Source organism: Nonomuraea sp. NPDC049028 (assembly GCF_043197735.1).
In the GTDB taxonomy this organism is placed as follows: domain Bacteria; phylum Actinomycetota; class Actinomycetes; order Streptosporangiales; family Streptosporangiaceae; genus Nonomuraea.
The window spans coordinates 622,778-639,765 of the sequence record NZ_JBICTR010000005.1; the positions used below are offsets into that span (position 1 = coordinate 622,778).

Annotated in this window: 14 protein-coding genes; 4 read left to right on the top strand and 10 right to left on the bottom strand. The window is 70.4% G+C overall.

The window, feature by feature from the left end; translation table 11 throughout:
- Nucleotides 1-62: 62 nt before the first annotated feature.
- The 6 genes from ACGFJ2_RS22475 to ACGFJ2_RS22500 are packed head-to-tail and all read right to left on the bottom strand — an operon-like array spanning nucleotide 63 to nucleotide 6,508.
- Nucleotides 63-1,079: an ABC transporter ATP-binding protein gene (locus tag ACGFJ2_RS22475; protein ID WP_393471081.1), complete on the bottom strand. Its 1,017-nt coding sequence runs from the start codon at nucleotides 1,077-1,079 to the stop codon at nucleotides 63-65.
- Nucleotides 1,072-2,076, bottom strand: a complete 1,005-nt coding sequence (locus ACGFJ2_RS22480) for an ABC transporter ATP-binding protein (protein ID WP_393471084.1) — start codon at nucleotides 2,074-2,076, stop codon at nucleotides 1,072-1,074. Before ACGFJ2_RS22480 ends, ACGFJ2_RS22475 begins: the two co-directional genes overlap by 8 nt.
- Complete coding sequence (locus tag ACGFJ2_RS22485; protein ID WP_393471087.1) at nucleotides 2,073-3,032, bottom strand: ABC transporter permease; 960 nt, start codon at nucleotides 3,030-3,032, stop codon at nucleotides 2,073-2,075. The genes ACGFJ2_RS22480 and ACGFJ2_RS22485 overlap by 4 nt, the downstream gene beginning before the upstream one ends.
- Nucleotides 3,029-3,955, bottom strand: a complete 927-nt coding sequence (locus tag ACGFJ2_RS22490; protein WP_358193345.1) for an ABC transporter permease — start codon at nucleotides 3,953-3,955, stop codon at nucleotides 3,029-3,031. Before ACGFJ2_RS22490 ends, ACGFJ2_RS22485 begins: the two co-directional genes overlap by 4 nt.
- A gap of 11 nt (nucleotides 3,956-3,966) precedes the next feature.
- On the bottom strand, nucleotides 3,967-5,529 hold the full coding sequence (locus ACGFJ2_RS22495) for an ABC transporter substrate-binding protein (protein WP_393471090.1): 1,563 nt from the start codon (nucleotides 5,527-5,529) through the stop codon (nucleotides 3,967-3,969).
- A gap of 46 nt (nucleotides 5,530-5,575) precedes the next feature.
- Nucleotides 5,576-6,508: a 5-dehydro-4-deoxyglucarate dehydratase gene (locus ACGFJ2_RS22500; RefSeq protein WP_393471093.1), complete on the bottom strand. Its 933-nt coding sequence runs from the start codon at nucleotides 6,506-6,508 to the stop codon at nucleotides 5,576-5,578.
- A 93-nt stretch (nucleotides 6,509-6,601) separates the two neighbouring features.
- Here ACGFJ2_RS22500 and ACGFJ2_RS22505 point away from each other — a divergent pair, with 93 nt between their 5' ends.
- Nucleotides 6,602-7,387, top strand: a complete 786-nt coding sequence (locus tag ACGFJ2_RS22505) for an IclR family transcriptional regulator (RefSeq protein ID WP_393471096.1) — start codon at nucleotides 6,602-6,604, stop codon at nucleotides 7,385-7,387.
- A gap of 12 nt (nucleotides 7,388-7,399) precedes the next feature.
- Here ACGFJ2_RS22505 and ACGFJ2_RS22510 read toward each other — a convergent pair whose 3' ends face one another.
- Both ACGFJ2_RS22510 and ACGFJ2_RS22515 read right to left on the bottom strand, forming a co-directional pair.
- The gene (locus tag ACGFJ2_RS22510) at nucleotides 7,400-9,487 is read right to left on the bottom strand and encodes a beta-galactosidase (protein ID WP_393471099.1); all 2,088 of its coding nucleotides are present in this window, start codon (nucleotides 9,485-9,487) and stop codon (nucleotides 7,400-7,402) included.
- Nucleotides 9,488-9,651: 164 nt separating this feature from the next.
- Complete coding sequence (locus ACGFJ2_RS22515; RefSeq protein WP_357939418.1) at nucleotides 9,652-10,641, bottom strand: LacI family DNA-binding transcriptional regulator; 990 nt, start codon at nucleotides 10,639-10,641, stop codon at nucleotides 9,652-9,654.
- A 410-nt stretch (nucleotides 10,642-11,051) separates the two neighbouring features.
- Here ACGFJ2_RS22515 and ACGFJ2_RS22520 point away from each other — a divergent pair, with 410 nt between their 5' ends.
- The 3 genes from ACGFJ2_RS22520 to ACGFJ2_RS22530 are packed head-to-tail and all read left to right on the top strand — an operon-like array spanning nucleotide 11,052 to nucleotide 14,372.
- Nucleotides 11,052-12,044: a carbohydrate ABC transporter permease gene (locus tag ACGFJ2_RS22520; protein WP_393471102.1), complete on the top strand. Its 993-nt coding sequence runs from the start codon at nucleotides 11,052-11,054 to the stop codon at nucleotides 12,042-12,044.
- Entirely contained in the window at nucleotides 12,041-12,961 is a 921-nt protein-coding gene (locus ACGFJ2_RS22525; protein ID WP_393471105.1) for a carbohydrate ABC transporter permease, read from the top strand. The genes ACGFJ2_RS22520 and ACGFJ2_RS22525 overlap by 4 nt, the downstream gene beginning before the upstream one ends.
- 34 nt (nucleotides 12,962-12,995) lie before the next feature.
- Nucleotides 12,996-14,372 (top strand): ABC transporter substrate-binding protein, encoded by a 1,377-nt coding sequence (locus ACGFJ2_RS22530; RefSeq protein WP_393471107.1) that lies wholly within the window; start codon nucleotides 12,996-12,998, stop codon nucleotides 14,370-14,372.
- Between the two features lie 78 nt (nucleotides 14,373-14,450).
- On the opposite strand, the gene ACGFJ2_RS22535 is transcribed toward ACGFJ2_RS22530, so the two are convergent.
- Together ACGFJ2_RS22535 and ACGFJ2_RS22540 are read right to left on the bottom strand one after the other, a co-directional pair.
- The gene (locus tag ACGFJ2_RS22535) at nucleotides 14,451-16,073 is read right to left on the bottom strand and encodes an ABC transporter permease (protein WP_393471110.1); all 1,623 of its coding nucleotides are present in this window, start codon (nucleotides 16,071-16,073) and stop codon (nucleotides 14,451-14,453) included.
- Nucleotides 16,070-16,963 carry an ATP-binding cassette domain-containing protein gene (locus ACGFJ2_RS22540; RefSeq protein WP_393471113.1) on the bottom strand — a complete coding sequence of 298 codons (894 nt, stop codon included), beginning with the start codon at nucleotides 16,961-16,963 and terminating at the stop codon, nucleotides 16,070-16,072. The genes ACGFJ2_RS22535 and ACGFJ2_RS22540 overlap by 4 nt, the downstream gene beginning before the upstream one ends.
- Nucleotides 16,964-16,988: the final 25 nt, after the last annotated feature.

The following is a 16,988-nucleotide window of genomic DNA, read 5'->3' on the forward strand; positions in this document are numbered from 1 at the left end:
GTGGACAGGAGCGATCGTCAGGTGACCGAGCGCCTGAGAGTCTCACCCCAGCTACGGTCTCATCAACCGGGTTCCGCGACCTCCTGGAGCGGGAGGTGACACGCGGCCCAGTGCGGCGGGTCGTCACCGTACGGCTCCAGCGGCGGCACCACCTGGGCGCAGACGTCCTCAGCCTTCCAGCAGCGCGTACGGAACCGGCAGCCCGACGGTGGGTCGAGCGGAGAGGGCACCTCGCCCTGCAGCAGGATCCGCTCCCGCCGAGCCCCCACGGTGACGTCGAGGACCGGCGCCGCCGACATGAGCGCGGCGGTGTACGGATGGCGCGGCTGGTCGAACACCTGCTTCGTCGGCCCCGTCTCGACGATCTTGCCGAGGTACATGACCGAGACCCGGTCGGCGACATGGCGGACGACGGACAGGTCATGGGAGATGAACACGTACGACACGCCCAGCCGGGCCTGCAGGTCGGTGAGCAGGTTGAGCACCTGCGCCTGGACCGACAGGTCGAGCGCCGACACCGGTTCGTCGCACACGATGACGTCCGGTTCGAGGGCGAGCGCGCGGGCGATCCCCAGGCGCTGACGCTGACCGCCGGAGAACTCCTGCGGGTAGCGGCGGGCGTCGCTCGCCCGCAGCCCGACCATCTCCAGGAGTTCGGCCACCCGCTTCCCGCGCTCCTTCACCGGCACCAGGTCACGGTGCGTCCGCCATGGCTCGCCGACGATGTCCTCGGCGCACAGCCGGGCGTTCAGTGACGCGAACGGGTCCTGGAACACCATCTGCACCCGGCGCCGCCACTTCAGCAGCTCCTTGCCGCGCAGCGCGAACGGGTCCGTACCCTCGAACCTGACGTGGCCCTGGTCCGGGCGCTCCAGCATGAGCAGCACCCGGGCGAGCGTCGACTTGCCGCAGCCGGACTCCCCGACCAGGCCCAGCGTCTCGCCGCGGGCCAGCCGCAGGTCGACCCCGTCCAGCGCGCGCAGCCGGTTGCTGCCCGAGGCACCGCGGGCCACGTGGAAGGTCTTGCTCACCCCTGCCACGTCCAGCAGGGGCGCCTCCATAGCGGATGTGTCAGTCATCGGTCAGCTCCTTCCAGTGATGACACGCGGACAGGCGACCGGGTCCGGCCTCGACGAGGACGGGACGCTCCGCCGCGCACACGTCGCTCGCCATCGGGCAGCGCGCGCGGAAGGCGCAGCCCGAGGGCACCGAGTGCAGGTCGGGCGGGCTGCCCGGAATGGACTTCAGGGTGACGCCGCGCGCCACCTCGGCGGGCACCGAGTCGAGCAGCCCGCGCGTGTACGGGTGGCGCGGCCGGGCGAACACGTCCGCCACCCGTCCGGTCTCGACGATGTTTCCCGCGTACATGACGGCCACGTGGTCGGCCTGCTCGGCCACCACCGCGAGGTCGTGGGTGATCAGGATCAGCGCCGTCTGCTGCTCGGTGCGCAGCTCGCGCAGCAGCTCCATGATCTGGGCCTGCACGGTGACGTCGAGGGCGGTGGTGGGTTCGTCGGCGAGCAGCACCTTGGGGTGCAGGGCCATCGCCAGCGCGATGAGCAGCCGCTGACGCATGCCGCCGGAGAACTGGTGCGGGTAGGCGCTCACCCGGGAGCGGGCCTCGGGGATGCCGACCCGTTCCATCAGCTCGACGGCCCGCTCGCGCGCCGCGCGGCGCGAAACGCGCTCGTGGATCCTGAACGGCTCGGCCAGCTGGGCGCCGACCGTCTGTACGGGGTTCAGCGCGGTGAGCGCGTCCTGGAACACGATGGACAGGCCGGGCCCGGCCAGCCGCCTGCGCTGCGCCGGCGGCAGGGTGAGGATGTCGGTGCCGTCGAGGCGTACGGCGCCGCCCGCCACGTGCGCCACCGGGTCGAGCAGGCCGACGATGGCCTGCGCCGTCATGCTCTTGCCGCAGCCCGACTCGCCCAGGAGCGCCAGTGTCTCACCGGAGCGGACGGAGAAGCTGACCTCGCGTACGGCGCGTACCGTCCCGGAAGGGGTGCGGATGTCGACCGCCAGCCGATCCACCTCCAGCACCGGGCGCCCGGCCTCCGTGCTGTTCGACTCGCTCACGCGCGCACCTCCTTGTTCTCGGGGCGGGAGTTCTCGGGGCGGGAGTTCTTGCGGCGAGAGCGGGGCAGGGTGAGCCGCCACCGCTGGCCGGGGTCCATGGCCAGGCGCGCCCAGGACGCGAGGACGGTCGCCGAGACGGTCGTCACCACGATGGCGACTCCGGGGAAGACGGCGATCCACCAGGCGCTCTGCAGTACCTGCCGCCCTTGGGCGACCATCAGGCCCCAGCTCATGTCCGGCGGCTGGATGCCGATGCCCAGGAAGCTCAGCGACGATTCGGTCAGCATCACGAAACAGAAGTCCAGAGTCGCGACGGTGAACAGGGTGGGCAGCACGGTCGGTGCCACGTGCCTGCCGATGATCGCCCAGCTCTTGGTGCCGAACGTCCGCGCCGCGTCCACGAACAACCGGCTCTGCAGCTCGGCCGACTCCGCCCGCGCGGCCCGCAGGTAGACCGGGATGCGGGCGATGGCCAGGACCAGGACGATGTTCCCGGCGCTGGGGGAGAAGACGTACAGCACGACCACGGCCAGCAGCAGCGAGGGGAAGCTGAGGATGACGTCGGCCACGCGCATGGAGACGTTCTCCCGCCAGCCTCGGTGGTAGCCCGCCCACATGCCCCAGACCGACCCGACGACCAGGGAGATCGCCACGGCCGGGATGGCGACGGAGAGCGTCGTGCGGCTGGCCACGATGAGCCGGGCGAGCAGGCTGCGGCCGAGCGAGTCGCTGCCGAGCACGAACGCGAAGCCGTCGTCGAGGCTGAACGGCGGCCGGTTGACCGCCCGCAGGTTCTGCTTCACGGCCAGGTCGCCGAGCAGGATCGGCCCCACGACGGCGCCGACGATCACGATCACCAGGATCACCACCGCCAGGCAGGCGAACCGGTCCCGCAGCAGCAGCCGCCACCAGGTGATCCGCCGAGCGGCGGGAGGAGCCTCCACGAGGCTGGTCATGCCGTCACCCCCTGACGGACTCGGGAGTCCAGGAGCGCGTAACAGGCGTCGATGACGATGTTCAGCGCGAAGATGGTGATCGCGGTCACCAGGACCGCGGCCTGCAGCACCGCGAAGTCGCGCTGCAGGATCGAGGTGATCATCAGCTTGCCGATGCCCGGCCAGCCGAAGATGGTCTCGACGACCACGGCCCCGTTGACCAGCCCGACCGCCAGGTCACCGGCCACGGTGAGCGCGGGCGGCGCGGCGTTGCGCAGTGCGTGGCCGAAGACCACCCGCAGCTCGCTCGCGCCCTTGCTCCGGGCCACCTTGATGTACGGCGCCGACAGCGCCGTGACCATCGCCCCGCGCACCACCTGCACCAGCACGCCGAACGGCCGGATCAGCAGGGTGAGCACCGGCAGCACCCACGCCGCCGCGCCCTCGGTGCCCGAGGTGGGCAGCCAGCCGAGCGCCACGGAGAAGACCAGGACGCCCATGATGGCGAACCAGAAATCCGGCATGCTGGCCGCGGTCGTCGAGGTGAAGCTGGCGACCCGGTCGGCCAGGGAGTTCGGGCGGTAGGCCGCCCAGCTCCCGACGACGACCGCGCCGAGGATCGCCAGGATCATCGTGGCGCCCGCCAGCTGCAGCGTCGCGGGGAACGCCCGCAGCACCGCGTTGGCGGCGGGTTCGGCGGTCCGCAGCGACTCGCCGAAGTCCAGCCGGACCACCTGAGCCAGGTAGTCACCGAACTGGACGAGCAACGGCTGGTCGAACCCGTGCCGGGCGGCGAACTCCGCCCGCATCTCAGCGGTGGCGCTGAGCGGCAGGTAGAGGTTCGCCGGGTCGCCGGTCAGACGGGCCAGGTAGAACACGCCGAGAACCACCACGACCAGCGGTATCGCACTGGAGGTGACGCGACGCCGCAGGAAGGTCAGCACACCTGCTCCTTTCAGCCGGCCGGGTGCAGCTCGGCGAGGCGCATCTCGTCGTTCGTGGCGGCGTTGGGCTTGTAGGTGACCTTCTTCGACAGGGCGAGGATGCCGGTCATGTGCGCCAGGACGGCGTCGCGTACGACGTCCTTGTTCTGGAACTCCAATGCCTTGGCGAACGCCGTCTGGCGCTCCTCGCCCGAGGCCTGCTCGCCGGCGCTGATCAGGTCGTCCAGTTCGGGGGTGCCGAAGCTGCTCTGCGCGCCCTTGCTGCCGTAGATCTGGCCCATGGTGAAGGCCGCGTCACCGGCCTGGTTGCCGTGCTGGGCCTGCAGCAGGGTGGGGCCGGCGTCCTTGGGGAAGGGGCGCAGCAGGTACTCCAGCCAGGCGTTCACGTCGAGCATCTGGATCTTCACCGAGAGCCCGGCCTCGGTGAGCGAGTTCTGCACGACCTCCATCGCCTCGGCGGCCTTGGGGTAGATCCCGTTCCGGCCGATGATCGTGATGGGGGTGTCCGTGGCGACCCCGGCCGCCTTGGCTTCCGCGATCAGCTTCTTGGCCTGGGCCATGTCGTACGGCCAGGGCTGGATGGCCGAGCTGTGACCGGTCACGCCTTCGGGGACGAGCTGGCCCGCCGGCTTGCCGAGCCCGGCGAAGACCGAGGCGACGAGCCCGTCCTTGTCGATGGCGTAGTTGATCGCCTGGCGCACGCGAAGGTCGTTGAGCGGCGGCTTGGCGGCGTCGATGCGCAGGTAGGAGGTCTCGTTGTTGGGGAACTGCACGGCCGAGTCGCCGGCGCCGTCCTCGGGGGCGAGCCCGACGGCGATGTCCGCCTCATCGCTCTTGATCATGGCCGCGCGGATGCTGCCCTCACCACGCCAGACGTACTCGGCCGCGGCGAAGGCCGGCGCCTTGCCCCAGTATCCGGCGAACCGCTCCAGGCGCAGGCTGCGGCCGGCGTCCCACTTGGCGATCTTGTACGGGCCGGTGCCGACGGGCTCCCGGACCTTGCCGGTGGCGTTCGTGGTGGTCGGCACGATCTCGACGAAGGACAACCGCAGCGGGAGGATCGGGTCCGGCTTGGCCGTCTTCACCTTGAGGGTCACGTCGTCCGCGGCCGTCGCCGTGAGCTTGATGCCGCCGAAGACGTACCCGTTGACGTTGCAGTCGACCTTGGAGCCGAGCGTGCGCTCGATGGAGAAGGCGGCCGCCTTGGCGTCGAACGGGGTGCCGTCGTGGAACTTCACGCCCTTGCGCAGGGTGAAGGTCCACTCGGTGGGCGAGTCCTGCTTCCACTCCGTGGACAGCGCCGGCTGGAGCTGACCGGAGCTCGGGTCACGCTCCGTCAGCGCCTCGGTGATGTTGGCCCGGGTGACGCGCCCGGTCGCGGTGAGGGAGGCGTCGCACGGCTCCAGCGTGGGCGGCTCCTCGGGCAGCACGATGCGGACGGTGCTCGCCGCCGCGCCGCCGCCGGCCGACGGCTCCGGGCCGCTGTTCGCGACCGAGCAGGCGCCGGCTGACAGCAGGGTGCCCAGCGCCAAGAGGGCAGAGGCCGCCTGGCGGCGGCTTGGGGGGTTGATCATAATTCCTCCGAAATCGCCTGCTCCTGGTGCCGGGGCAGGCCACGTGCTATGCGACAGATGCCGCGCTGAGGGCGGAAAGGCCGCGGTCGATGATGCGGGCGAGCTGCTCGCGGTGCTCCGGGGTGACCTGCGCCAGTGGCGAGCGGACGGGCCCGGCGGAGCGGCCGCGGATGTCCAGGCCGGCCTTGACGAGAGAGACGGCGTAGCCGGGCGTCGTGTTGCGCAGTGCGGCGAGAGGGGCGTAGAACTCGCGCAGCAGGAGGTCCTGAGTCGCGTCGTCGCCCTTCTCGAAGGCCTGGAAGAACGCGACGGCGACCTCCGGGAGGAAGGCCAGCACCGCCGAGGAGTAGGCGCGGGCGCCGAGGCCGACGTAGGAGCGGGCGAAGATCTCGGCCGTCGGCATGCCGTTCAGCAGGGGCAGCCGTCCGCCGGTGGCGGTCTGGATGAGCTGGAGCAGTTCCATGTCGCCGTGCCCGTCCTTCAGCGCGACGATGTTGTCCACCTCGGCGAGCTCGGCCACCGCCTCGGGGGAGAACAGCGCCGTACCGCGCTGGTAGAGGATCACGTCCAGATCCGTGGCGGCGGCCACCTCCCGGTAGTGCGCCACGAGCCCGGTCGGCGGGCCGACCTGCAGGTACGGCGGCAGCGCCAGCAAGGCGTCGGCCCCGGCGGCCTGCGCGGCGCGGGCGAACTCGGCGGCCGTCCGCGTGCCGCCGCCGACCCCGGCGAGCACCGGGACCGTTCCCGCGACGTGCTCCACGGCGGCCTTGACCACCGCCTGGTGCTCCGTGGCCGTCAACGACGCCATCTCCCCGGTCCCGCAGGCGACGAAGATCGCGCTGGGCCGCGCGGCGAGCACGTCCGTGAGATGAGCCTTGAGCCCGGACAGATCCACGTCCCCCGACTCCGTGAACGGTGTGACGGGGAAGGCGAGCAAACCTGAGAGGGAAGCGGCGACTCGCGTGACTGCGGGGGACATCAACAGCAACCTCTTGTCTACATATGGAGACAGCATCTATATTTGTAGCCGAGACATTAAGTGGGTGTTTCACCAAACGTCAAGAGGTGGTCGATGACGCAATACGCCCCGGACTCGTTACCTCAATCCGCCGAGACCGGGGGAGGTGTCCGCAGCGTCAAATCGGCCGAGCGGACCATCGCGGTGCTCGAACACCTCAGCTCCGCCCCGAAGACGTGCTCACTGCGCGAGCTGACCACCGCGCTGGGCCTGCCGCGGGCCAGCGGCTACGCGCTGCTCACCACGCTGGTGAGCACGGGCTGGGTGGAGACCGACGGCGCCGGTCGCTACCGGCTCGGCATCCGCGCGCTGCGGGCCGGGATGTCGTACGTCGAGCGGGACGACGTCGTCCAGCGGGCCCGTCCGGTGATGAACGAGCTCAACGACGAGCTCGGCGAGACCGTCCACCTGGCCCGCCTCGACGGCATGGAGATCGTGTATCTGGCCACCAACATCTCCCGCCACTCCCTGGCCGTCGTCACCCGTCCCGGCCGGCGCCTGCCGTGCTGGGCCACCGGCCTCGGCAAGGCGATCCTCGCCGGGCGTCCCTGGGCGGAGGTCGACGAACTCCTGCCGGAGACCCTGGAGCCGCGCACCGTCCACACCTTCACCGACCGGGTGGCACTGCGCGCCGAACTCGAGGAGATCCGGCGCCGTGGCCACGCCGTCGACGAGCAGGAATCGACTCTCGGGCTGCGTTGCTTCGCCGTCACCCTGGACTTCGGACCCGTGCCGAGCGAGGCGCTCAGCTGCTCCATCCCCCTCGTCCGCCTCGACCCCGACCGCGAGGAGGCGATCGTGGCGGCACTGCTCCGGGCGCGGGCCCGCATCATCCGCTGAAGGGATGCCGCCCTAATCCACCGCACGGAGTACGGCGACGCCCGAAGGCGGCAGGGTGACGGTGGCGACGCCCTCGTCTGACGGGTCCAGGGCGTCGGTCCACTCGCCGTCGAGGGCGATGTCGTGCTTGTCGCCGGTGTGGTTCAGCAGGATCAGGAAGCGGCGCCCGGCTCCGGCGCGGACGCTCGCCTGGACCCCGGCAGGCAGCCCCTGGACGACGGGCGTCACTCCCGCTTCGGCGAGCGCCCGGCCGAGGACCGCCCGCATAGTGACCGCGTCGAGCCGGGTCGAGAGGTAGCGGGCGATCCCCGCGCCGAACTCGTGCCTGGTCACGGCCGGGCGCCCGGCCCAGTCGGCGGAGTCGAAGACGAGCTCGGGCTCGGCCCCGGCCAGATGCAGGTCCTCCCGCCACAGGTCGGCGACCCCTTCGAGGTGCGAAAGCACTCCGTGACCGCGTACGGGAAACCGCTCGTGCTCGGCCGCCGGGCAGAACTCCTCGACCCGGACCCCGAGGACCTCGCGCAGCGGCGCGGGGTAGCCGCCCAGGTGGACCCGGTCATGCTCGTCCACGATCCCGCTGAAGAAGGAGACGGCCAGCGCGCCGCCGCCGGACACGTACGCCGAGACGCGTTGTGCGTCCGCGCTCGACAGGAGGTACAGGTTCGGCACGACGACGAGCGCGTAACCGGTCAGCTCGGCCGAGGGCGGCACCACGTCCACGCCGACCCCGAGGTCGAACAGCGGGCCGTAATGGTCCAGCAGGCGCTCCTCCTGCCGCACACCGTCGGAGGGGTGGGAGTCGAGTTCGAGCGCCCACCAGCTGTTCCAGTCGAGCAGGATCGCCACCTGGTTGCGGACCCGCGTGCCGGGCAGGTCGGGCACCGAGGCCAGTTCCCGGCCGAGCGCCGCGATCTCGCGGAAGACCCTGCTGTCGGCCCCCGCGTGCGGCACCATGCCCGAGTGGAACTTCTCGGCGCCGCCGCGTGACTGCCGCCACTGGAAGTACAGGATCGCGTCGGCGCCCTGCGCGACGGCCTGCCAGCTCCACAGCCGCATCTGGCCGGGCTGCTTGATCGCGTTCCTGCCCCGCCAGTTGACCGCGCTCGGCGCCTGCTCCATCAGGATCCACGGCTGTCCGCCCCCGGCGCCGCGCATCGTGTCGTACACCAGGCCAGGAGCCAGATGCGGCCGCTCGTCGTGGGGGTCGGGATAGGAGTCGACCGCCACGACGTCCAGCCGCGGCGCCCAGTCGAAGACGTCCACGGCCTTCAGGCCGCCCAGGAAGTTCGTGGTGACCGGCACCTCGGGAGTGACCCGCCGCAGGATGCCCGCCTCCAGGTCGAAGCAGTCGCGCAGCGCCTCGTTGGCGAAGCGCGTGTAGTCGAGCTGCTGTGCCGGATTGGGGTACGTCGGAGCCGCGCGGGGTGGCTGGACGTGGTCGAAGGAGGCGTACCGCTGCGACCAGAAGTCCGTCGACCAGGCGTCGTTCAGCGCCTCCAGGTCGTCGCCGTAGCGCTCGCGCAGCCAGCGGCGGAAATCGGCCGCCGACACCTCGCAGTAGCAGGCGGCGATGTGGCAGCCGTACTCGTTGCCGACGTGCCACAGCCCGAGAGCCGGATGGTCGCGGTAGTGCGTGGCCAGCCGCTCCACCAGGAGCGCCGCCCGTTCCCGGTAGACCGGGCTGGACGGACAGAAGTGCTGCCGCCCGCCGGGGCCCAGCACGGTCCCGTCCGCGGTGACCGGCAGGATCTCCGGGTGCTCGTGGACGAGCCAGGGCGGCGGGGACGCCGTCATCGTGGCGAGGTCGGCGGTGATCCCGTGCGCGTGCAGATCATCCAGGACCTGGTCGAACAGGGAGAAGTCGTACGCGCCGCGCGCTGGCTCCACACGCGCCCAGCCGAACACCCCGACGGTGACGAGGTTGACCCGGGCCTCGGCCATGAGGCGCAGGTCCTCCGCCCTGGTCTCGGCCGGCCACTGCTCGGGGTTGTAGTCGCCGCCGAAGGCCACGCCGCCGAGCCGGCGCCAGAACCGGTCGCCCGGGGACGGGGCGCCGGTGGTCCCGGAGCCCGGCCTGACATCGTGAGGTACGGCGTTCATCGTCGGCGCGGCGGCCTCGGCGGGCGAGGACCGCCGCTCCTCCCTTCTTCGGCGGGGCGTGCTGCGGCGGGTGGGACGTTCTTCGGCGGGGACGTTTCTTCGCTGTGGGCGTGCTGCGGTTGGTGGGACTTTCGTCGGTGTGGGGCGTGCTGGGGTTGGTCGGATCAGCCGGTCGGCGGCGGTGCGCCGGTGCTCTCCCTGACGATCAGCTGAGGGGCGACGAAGGCGGTGGCGGCGGGAGCCGTACCGGTCTCGATCTGGTCGATCATGAGCGACACGATCCGCTCGGCCACCACGTCGAAGTCCTGCCGGACAGTGGTGAGCGAGGGGGACAGGTAGGCCGACTCCTCGATGTCGTCGAAACCGACGATGCTCACATCCTCAGGGATGCGACGTCCCGCCTGGATCATCGCGCGCATCACGCCGAGGGCCATCTGGTCGTTGGCGGCGAAGACGGCCGTCACGCCGGGCCGCCGGGCCAGGACGCGGCCGGCCTCGTAGCCGCTGGCCGCGCTCCAGTCGCCGAACAGCATCTGGGGCACCGCCGCGTCCGCTTCCTTGAGCGTCGCGTGCCAGGACTCCGCTCGGCGTCGCGCGGCATAGGAGTCCTCGGGCCCGGCGACGTGCCAGACCGTCTCGTGACCGAGGCCGAGCAGGTGACGGGTGACGAGCCGGGCGCCGAGGGCCTGGTCGGTGTCGACCATCGGGTGGCGGAGGCTGACGTCGCCGTCGGCCATCACGACCGGTACGTCCGGCGGCAGGCGCAGCGCCGGGGTGTCGAGGATCTGCGCCTCGATGACCACGATGCCGTCGACGGCCTGCACCGTCAGCTGGTCGAACGCCTCGTGCACGGCCCGCTCGGTCTGCGACTCGACGGCGATCATGTTCACGGTGTAGCCGGCGCGCTGCGCCGCTTTGGTGACGGCGTCGACCGTACGGGCGTTGCCGAAGCTGCCGAGCCCGAAGCTGATCAGGCCCAGGGTGCGGAACTGGCCGGTGACCAGGGCGCGGGCGGCGGTGTTGGGCCGGTATCCGAGGACGCGCATGGCCGACAGGACGCGCTGGCGGGTCTCTTCCTCCACGTTGCTGCGGTTGTTGACCACCCGGGAGACTGTCTGACTGGAGACTCCTGCCATCGCGGCGACGTCGGCCATGGACGGCCGCCTGGGCGAGCGCCGTGCCGCCACGCTTTTCTGGGTCGCCCCGTCCACTGGCACCTCTGGTCATCCGATGGGCTTGCTGTCGTGCAAACTCTCGCACGATGTTTACGTGAACATGACCCATCCGTCAATAGGCTGCTGCTCTAGCCGACATGTAGTCACAAACGGTGATAAATCAGGCATTTGTGTTAACTTTGGGTTACCTATTGACATGTTCTGGCGGCGAATGGAGACTACGGGACATCTTCGCCATGTTCACGTAAACACGGAGTCTCGCGATCACAGCACCGAGCGCTCCACGGTGGCGCAGGTAATGGGGCGGTCCATGGATCGCCATGCCCCGACAAGGAGAGTTCAGTGCCAGTCTTCGTGGCAGCGCGAACATCCCACGGCAGGAGTACGGGATGACCGCGCCCGCCGGTCCAGCCGGGCCGGTGACCGCGCCCGGCGGTCCAGCCGGGCCGGTGACCGCGCCCGGCGGTCCAGCCGGGCCGGTGACCGCGCCCGGCGGTCTCGCCCGGCCGGTCCTGCGCCTGCGCGTCGCCGGCTACGCCTTCTTCCTGCCGTTCTTCGTGGTCTTCCTGGTCGCGGTGGTCGCGCCGCTGGCGTACGCGATCTATCTCAGCTTCTTCCAGGAGCGCATGATCGGCGGCACGGTCTTCGCCGGCGTGGCCAACTACACCCGCGCCATCGGCGACGCGCTGTTCGGCGCCGGCCTGCTCCGCGTCGCGCTCTTCCTGGTCGTGCAGGTGCCCGTCATGCTGCTCATCGCCCTGGGCTGCGCGCTGGCCATCGACAGCGGTCGGCTGCGCTGGCCGTCGTTGTTCCGCATCACGATCTTCATGCCGTACGCGGTGCCGGCCGTGGTGTCGGCCCTCATGTGGGGCTACATGTACGGAGACCAGTTCGGCCTGGTCGGCCAGATCGGCAAGGCCCTCGACGTCGCGGTCCCCGACCTGCTCTCGCGCTCATGGATGCTCTCCTCCATCGGCAACATGGTGACCTGGGAGTTCGTCGGCTACAACATGATCATCCTGTACGCCGCGCTGCGGTCCGTGCCGACCGAGCTCTATGAGGCGGCCGAGATGGACGGAGCGGGCGCCATCCGCATCGCCTGGAGCATCAAGCTGCCCGCCCTGCGTCCCGCGCTGCTCGTGGCGACGATCTTCTCGATCATCGGCAGCTTCCAGCTCTTCAACGAGCCGAACATCCTCCAGAAGCTCTCGCCCGCGGTGATCGGGACGAGCTACACGCCCAACATGTACGCCTACAACCTCGCCTTCAACGGCCAGCAGATCAACTACTCGGCCACCGTCGCCGTGCTGCTCGGCGTCGTCACCATCGTCGTGGCGTACGCGGTGCAGATCATCACGGCGAGAAGGGAGAAGACGCTGTGACGGCCGTCGCCGAGGCGAACCGCACCACGGGCGGGCAGGCCGCGCACCGCTCCACCAAGGCGCGGCGCCGGGGGAAGAGTCCCGCCCTCACGGTGATCATGCTGGTGATGTTCGGATACGCGGTGCTGCCGCTGTTCTGGCTGCTGGCCAACGCCAGCAAGAACGGCGGGGACCTGTTCTCGACCTTCGGGCTCTGGTTCGGCGGGGACTTCCACCTGTTCGCCAACATCGGCGAGACCCTGAGCTACAACAACGGCATCTTCGTGCGCTGGTTCGGCAACACCGTGCTCTACTCCGTGGTGGGCGCGGGCGGTGCCGCCCTGCTGGCCACCCTCGGCGGTTACGCGCTGGCGAAATACGAGTTCCCGGGCCGCAAGCTGCTGTTCGCGGTGGTGCTGGGCGGCATCTCCATTCCGGGCACGGCCCTCGCGGTGCCGACGTACCTGCTGTTCAGCCGGGTCGGGATCGTCGACACCCCGTGGGCGGTGCTCATCCCGGCGCTGTGCAGCCCGTTCGGCCTCTACCTGATGCGGGTCTACGCGGCCGACGCGGTGCCCGACTCGATCCTGGAGTCGGCCCGTATCGACGGCGCGGGCGAGTTCAGGATCTTCCGCACCATCGCGCTGCGGCTGCTCGCTCCGGGCTTCGTCACGGTCCTGCTCTTCGCGCTGGTCGCGACGTGGAACAACTACTTCCTGCCGCTGATCGTGCTGAACTCGCCGGACTGGTTCCCGCTCACGGTCGGCCTCAACCAGTGGAACGCCCAGGCCAACAGCGGCACCTCCGGTGCCGGTGACGCCACCTACACGCTCATCCTGACCGGCAGCCTGCTGTCGATCGTGCCGTTGATCATCGCTTTCCTGGGGCTCCAGCGGTTCTGGCAGTCGGGCCTCGCTACCGGAAGCGTCAAGCAGTGAATCCCGACAAACCCCCCGTGGATAAGGAAACGCTATGAAAACCCTTCCATCACGGCGCGGTGTCATCCCCGCCGGGATCGCCGCGGCCCTGTCTCTGGCCCTCGCCGCGTGCGGCGGCGGCTCCGGTGGGAGTGCCGCCGCCCCGTCCGCCGCCGCCCCCAGTGCTACGGCGGCTGTGCAGGACGCGCTGTCCAAGCCCGCCGAGCTGACGTTCTGGACGTGGGTCACGGGGATCGAGAAGACCGTCGCCCGCTTCACCACGAAATATCCGAACATCAAGGTCAACGTGGTGAACGCGGGTCAGTCCGCCGACCAGTACACCAAGCTGCAGACCGCGATCAAGGCCGGCTCCGGCGCGCCCGACGTGGCGCAGATCGAATACTTCGCCCTGCCGCAGTTCGCCCTCGCCAAGCAGGTCGTCAACCTGGCCGACTATGGCGCCGCCTCGCTGAAGGACAAGTTCGCCGACTCGGCGTGGGGCCAGGTGGCGATCAACGGCGGCGTCTACGGCGTCCCGCAGGATACCGGCCCCATGGCGATGTTCTACCGCAAGGACATCTTCGACAAGTTGAAGATCAAGCCGCCGGCCACGTGGGCGGAGTTCGTCGACGCGGCCAAGAAGATCAAGGCCGCCGACTCCGGCTCGTTCATCACCTCCATCGACCCCGGTGACGCCGGCGGGGTGGACAGCCTGATCTGGCAGGCGGGCGGCGCGCCGTTCAAGACCTCGGGCGAGACCTCGGTCAGCGTCAAGCTCGACTCCGACCCGGGCGTCAAGCAGTGGGTCGGCACGATGAGCACGCTGCTCGGCGAGAAGCTGGTCGACCCGCAGCCCGGCTGGACCGACGAGTGGTGGAAGGGCATGGGCTCGGGCAAGTACGCCGTCTGGCTGACCGGCGCCTGGGCGCCGAACGGCATCATCAACTCCATCCCCAAGACGAAGGGCAAGTGGGCGGTCGCCCCGATGCCGCAGTACGACGCGGCCAAGCCGATGAACGCCGAGAACGGCGGCTCCTCGGTGGCGGTCATCCCGCAGAGCAAGAACATCCCGGCCGCCGTCGCCTTCGCGCAGTGGCTCAACTCCGACCCGGAGGCCGTCAAGTCGCTCAACACCGAGGCCGGGCTGTTCCCCGCCACGAAGGTGCTGCTCGACGACCCCACCTTCCGTGACGCGCCGCAGGAGTTCTTCGGCGGCCAGAAGATCAACCAGGTCCTGAGCGACGCCTCGGCCGCCGTCCGCCCCGACTGGCAGTACCTCCCGTTCCAGGTGTACGCCAACAGCATCTTCAAGGACACCGTGGGCCAGGCCATCGACAGCGGCGGTGACCTGTCCGCCGCACTGAAGACCTGGCAGGACCGCATCTCCGCCTTCGGCACCGAGCAGGGCTTCACCCTCACCAACGGCGGCTGACCCCGGCACGACCTCGACCTCGACCACGACCGGCGGCCCGGTGGAACGCACTCCACCGGGCCGTCACCGCTGGCACCTTTAGCCCGAGGCGAGATCGCGGCGGCGCAGACCGTACAGACCGAGGATCGTCAGCGCCGCGGCGAGCACGGTCAGCACCACCGTAGCCACCGGGGCGAAGGACCCCAGCGGGTGCCAGGGAAGGTGGGACAGCACCGACGTGTTCACCAGCCACCCCGGCAGGTTCATGTAGGACCCCAGTACCTGCATGAACCCGCTGTAGACGAGCACCGCCCAGGCCGCGTTCACGGCCCGTGGGGCGAGCCCGAGCAGCGCGGCGGGCACGGCGAGCAGCACCAGCACCTCGGGGGCGCGTATGAGGCTCGCCCAGGTGACCTCTCCCACGAGGCCGGGCTCGCCGGTCGACAGGGCGGCGCCGATGCCGAGCGCGGCGCCGTACACCACCGGCAGGACGACCGCGGCGAGCGCGGTGACCAGCAGGGACGACCAGTACCACGTCGATCTGCCGGTCGGCCCGGCCAGCACGGGAGCGATCCGCCCGCGCACCTCCTCCGACCGGAGCCGGAGGACCGACAGGACCACGAACACGCCGGTGTAGAGGGACCCGGTGAACACCATGAGGCTGATCCAGGCCCGCCCGAAGTCCGCACCGGAGAAGATGGGGAGATCGGTTTCCGCCATTCCCCCGGTCATGGCGCCCAGGACGAGGCCGACGGCGAGGAACGCGGCTCCCCACGCGAGGATGGCCGCCTGCTGGAGCCGCAGCGCGAGCGTGAACGGCGAGCGCAGCCACGAAGGCGCCGACGCCCGGCCGGGACGCGGGGCCATCAAGGAGGCGCCGAGATCTCTGCGGCTCGCCAGCGAGTAGGCGCCCGCGACCAGCAGCCCGGCGAGCAGAACCGAGAGGCCGAGCGGCCACCAGCGCTCGTCGGCCAGCACCCGGGTCTGCTGTGACCAGCCGATCGGCGACAGCCAGAACAGCGGGCCGCCCTCCGGGCTCTGCAGCGCCCCCGCGCCGCGCAGCAGCCACGCGGTGAAGAGCACGATGCCCGCCAGCCCGTTGGCGCCTCGGGGATGCTCGGTGACCTGGGCGGTCACCGCGGTGACCCCGGCGAACAGCAGCCCGATCGCGGCGAGGGAGCCGCCGAACAGCAGGGCGCTGCCGGCGGGGAACCCGATGCCGATCGTCGCGGCGGTGGTGAGGGCCGCGAGTGCGACATTGCTGATCACGGCGACGACCAGCGCCCCGGTGAGCTGGGCGTGCCGGCCCACCACGGCCGCGCGGATGAGCTCGGCCCGGCCCGTCTGCTCCTCCGCCCGGGTGTGCCGGGTCATGAGCATCATGTTCATGATCGCGGCGGCCAGCAGGAACTCGACCCAGTAGGCGGAGAGGAAGTAGCTCTGCGTGGTGACCTCGCCGAACAGAGGCCCGCCGAGCACCCTCATGAAGGAGACGCGGATCATCTGCGACGCTTCGGCCAGGGCCTCGGGCGTCGGGACGACCGCGCTGACGGCGGCGTAGTAGAAGCGTGGGACGAGGGCCGTGATGGCGACCAGCCAGATGGTGAGCTTGATCCGGTCGCGGCGCAGCGCCAGCCGTACCATCGCGCCGGTGCCGGTCAGGTGGCTGCTCGCCGCGCTCGATCCGGTACGGCCGCGCGCCCGCGTAACCGTGGTGGTCATGCCGCCTCCTTGTGCGCGTAGTGCCGGAGCATGAGCTCCTCGAGCGTCGGCGGGTGGCTGACCAGCGAGCGGATGCCGAACTTGGTGAGGTGCTGGACGGCGGCGTCGAGGTGTTCGGAGTCCACGCTGAACCGTAGGCTTCCGCCCTCGACCTTCGCGTTGTGGATGCCGGGCACCTGGTTGAGGCCGGTTACCGGGGTGGCGGTCTCGGCCACGATCGTGGTCCGGGTCAGATGCCGCATCTGCGCCAGCGTCCCCGACTCCACCGCCTTTCCGTCGCGGATGATGGTGATCCGGTCGGCGAGGGTTTCGACCTGGGCGAGGATGTGACTGGACAGCAGGATGGTCCGGCCGGCGGCTTTGGCCTCGGCGACGACCTGCTGGAAGACCGCCTCCATCAGCGGGTCCAGCCCGCTCGTGGGCTCGTCGAGGATCAGCAGCTCCACGTCGGCGGCGAGGGCGGCGACGAGGGCGACCTTTTGGCGGTTGCCCTTGGAGTAGGTCCGGGTCTTCTTCTTCGGATCGAGCTCGAACCGCTCGATCAACCCGTTCCGCCGCTCGTTGTCGAGCCCGCCACGCAGCCGGCCGAGCACGTCGATGGCCTCGCCTCCGGTGAGGTTGGGCCACAGCTCCACATCGCCCGGCACGTACGCCAGCCGCCGGTGTAACGCGACAGCGTCGGCCCAGGGGTCGCCGCCCAGCAGCCTGGCGCTGCCGGAGGTGGCTCGGATCAGGCCCAGCAGGACGCGGATGGTGGTGCTCTTTCCCGCCCCGTTCGGGCCGAGAAAGCCATGCACCTCTCCGGTGCCCACGGTGAGATCGAGCCCGTCCAGGGCCCGTGTCGGCCCGTACGCCTTGACGAGCCCGGAAATGGCGATAGCAGGGGTCATGAGTTTCTCCGAATTGCGGGTCTCG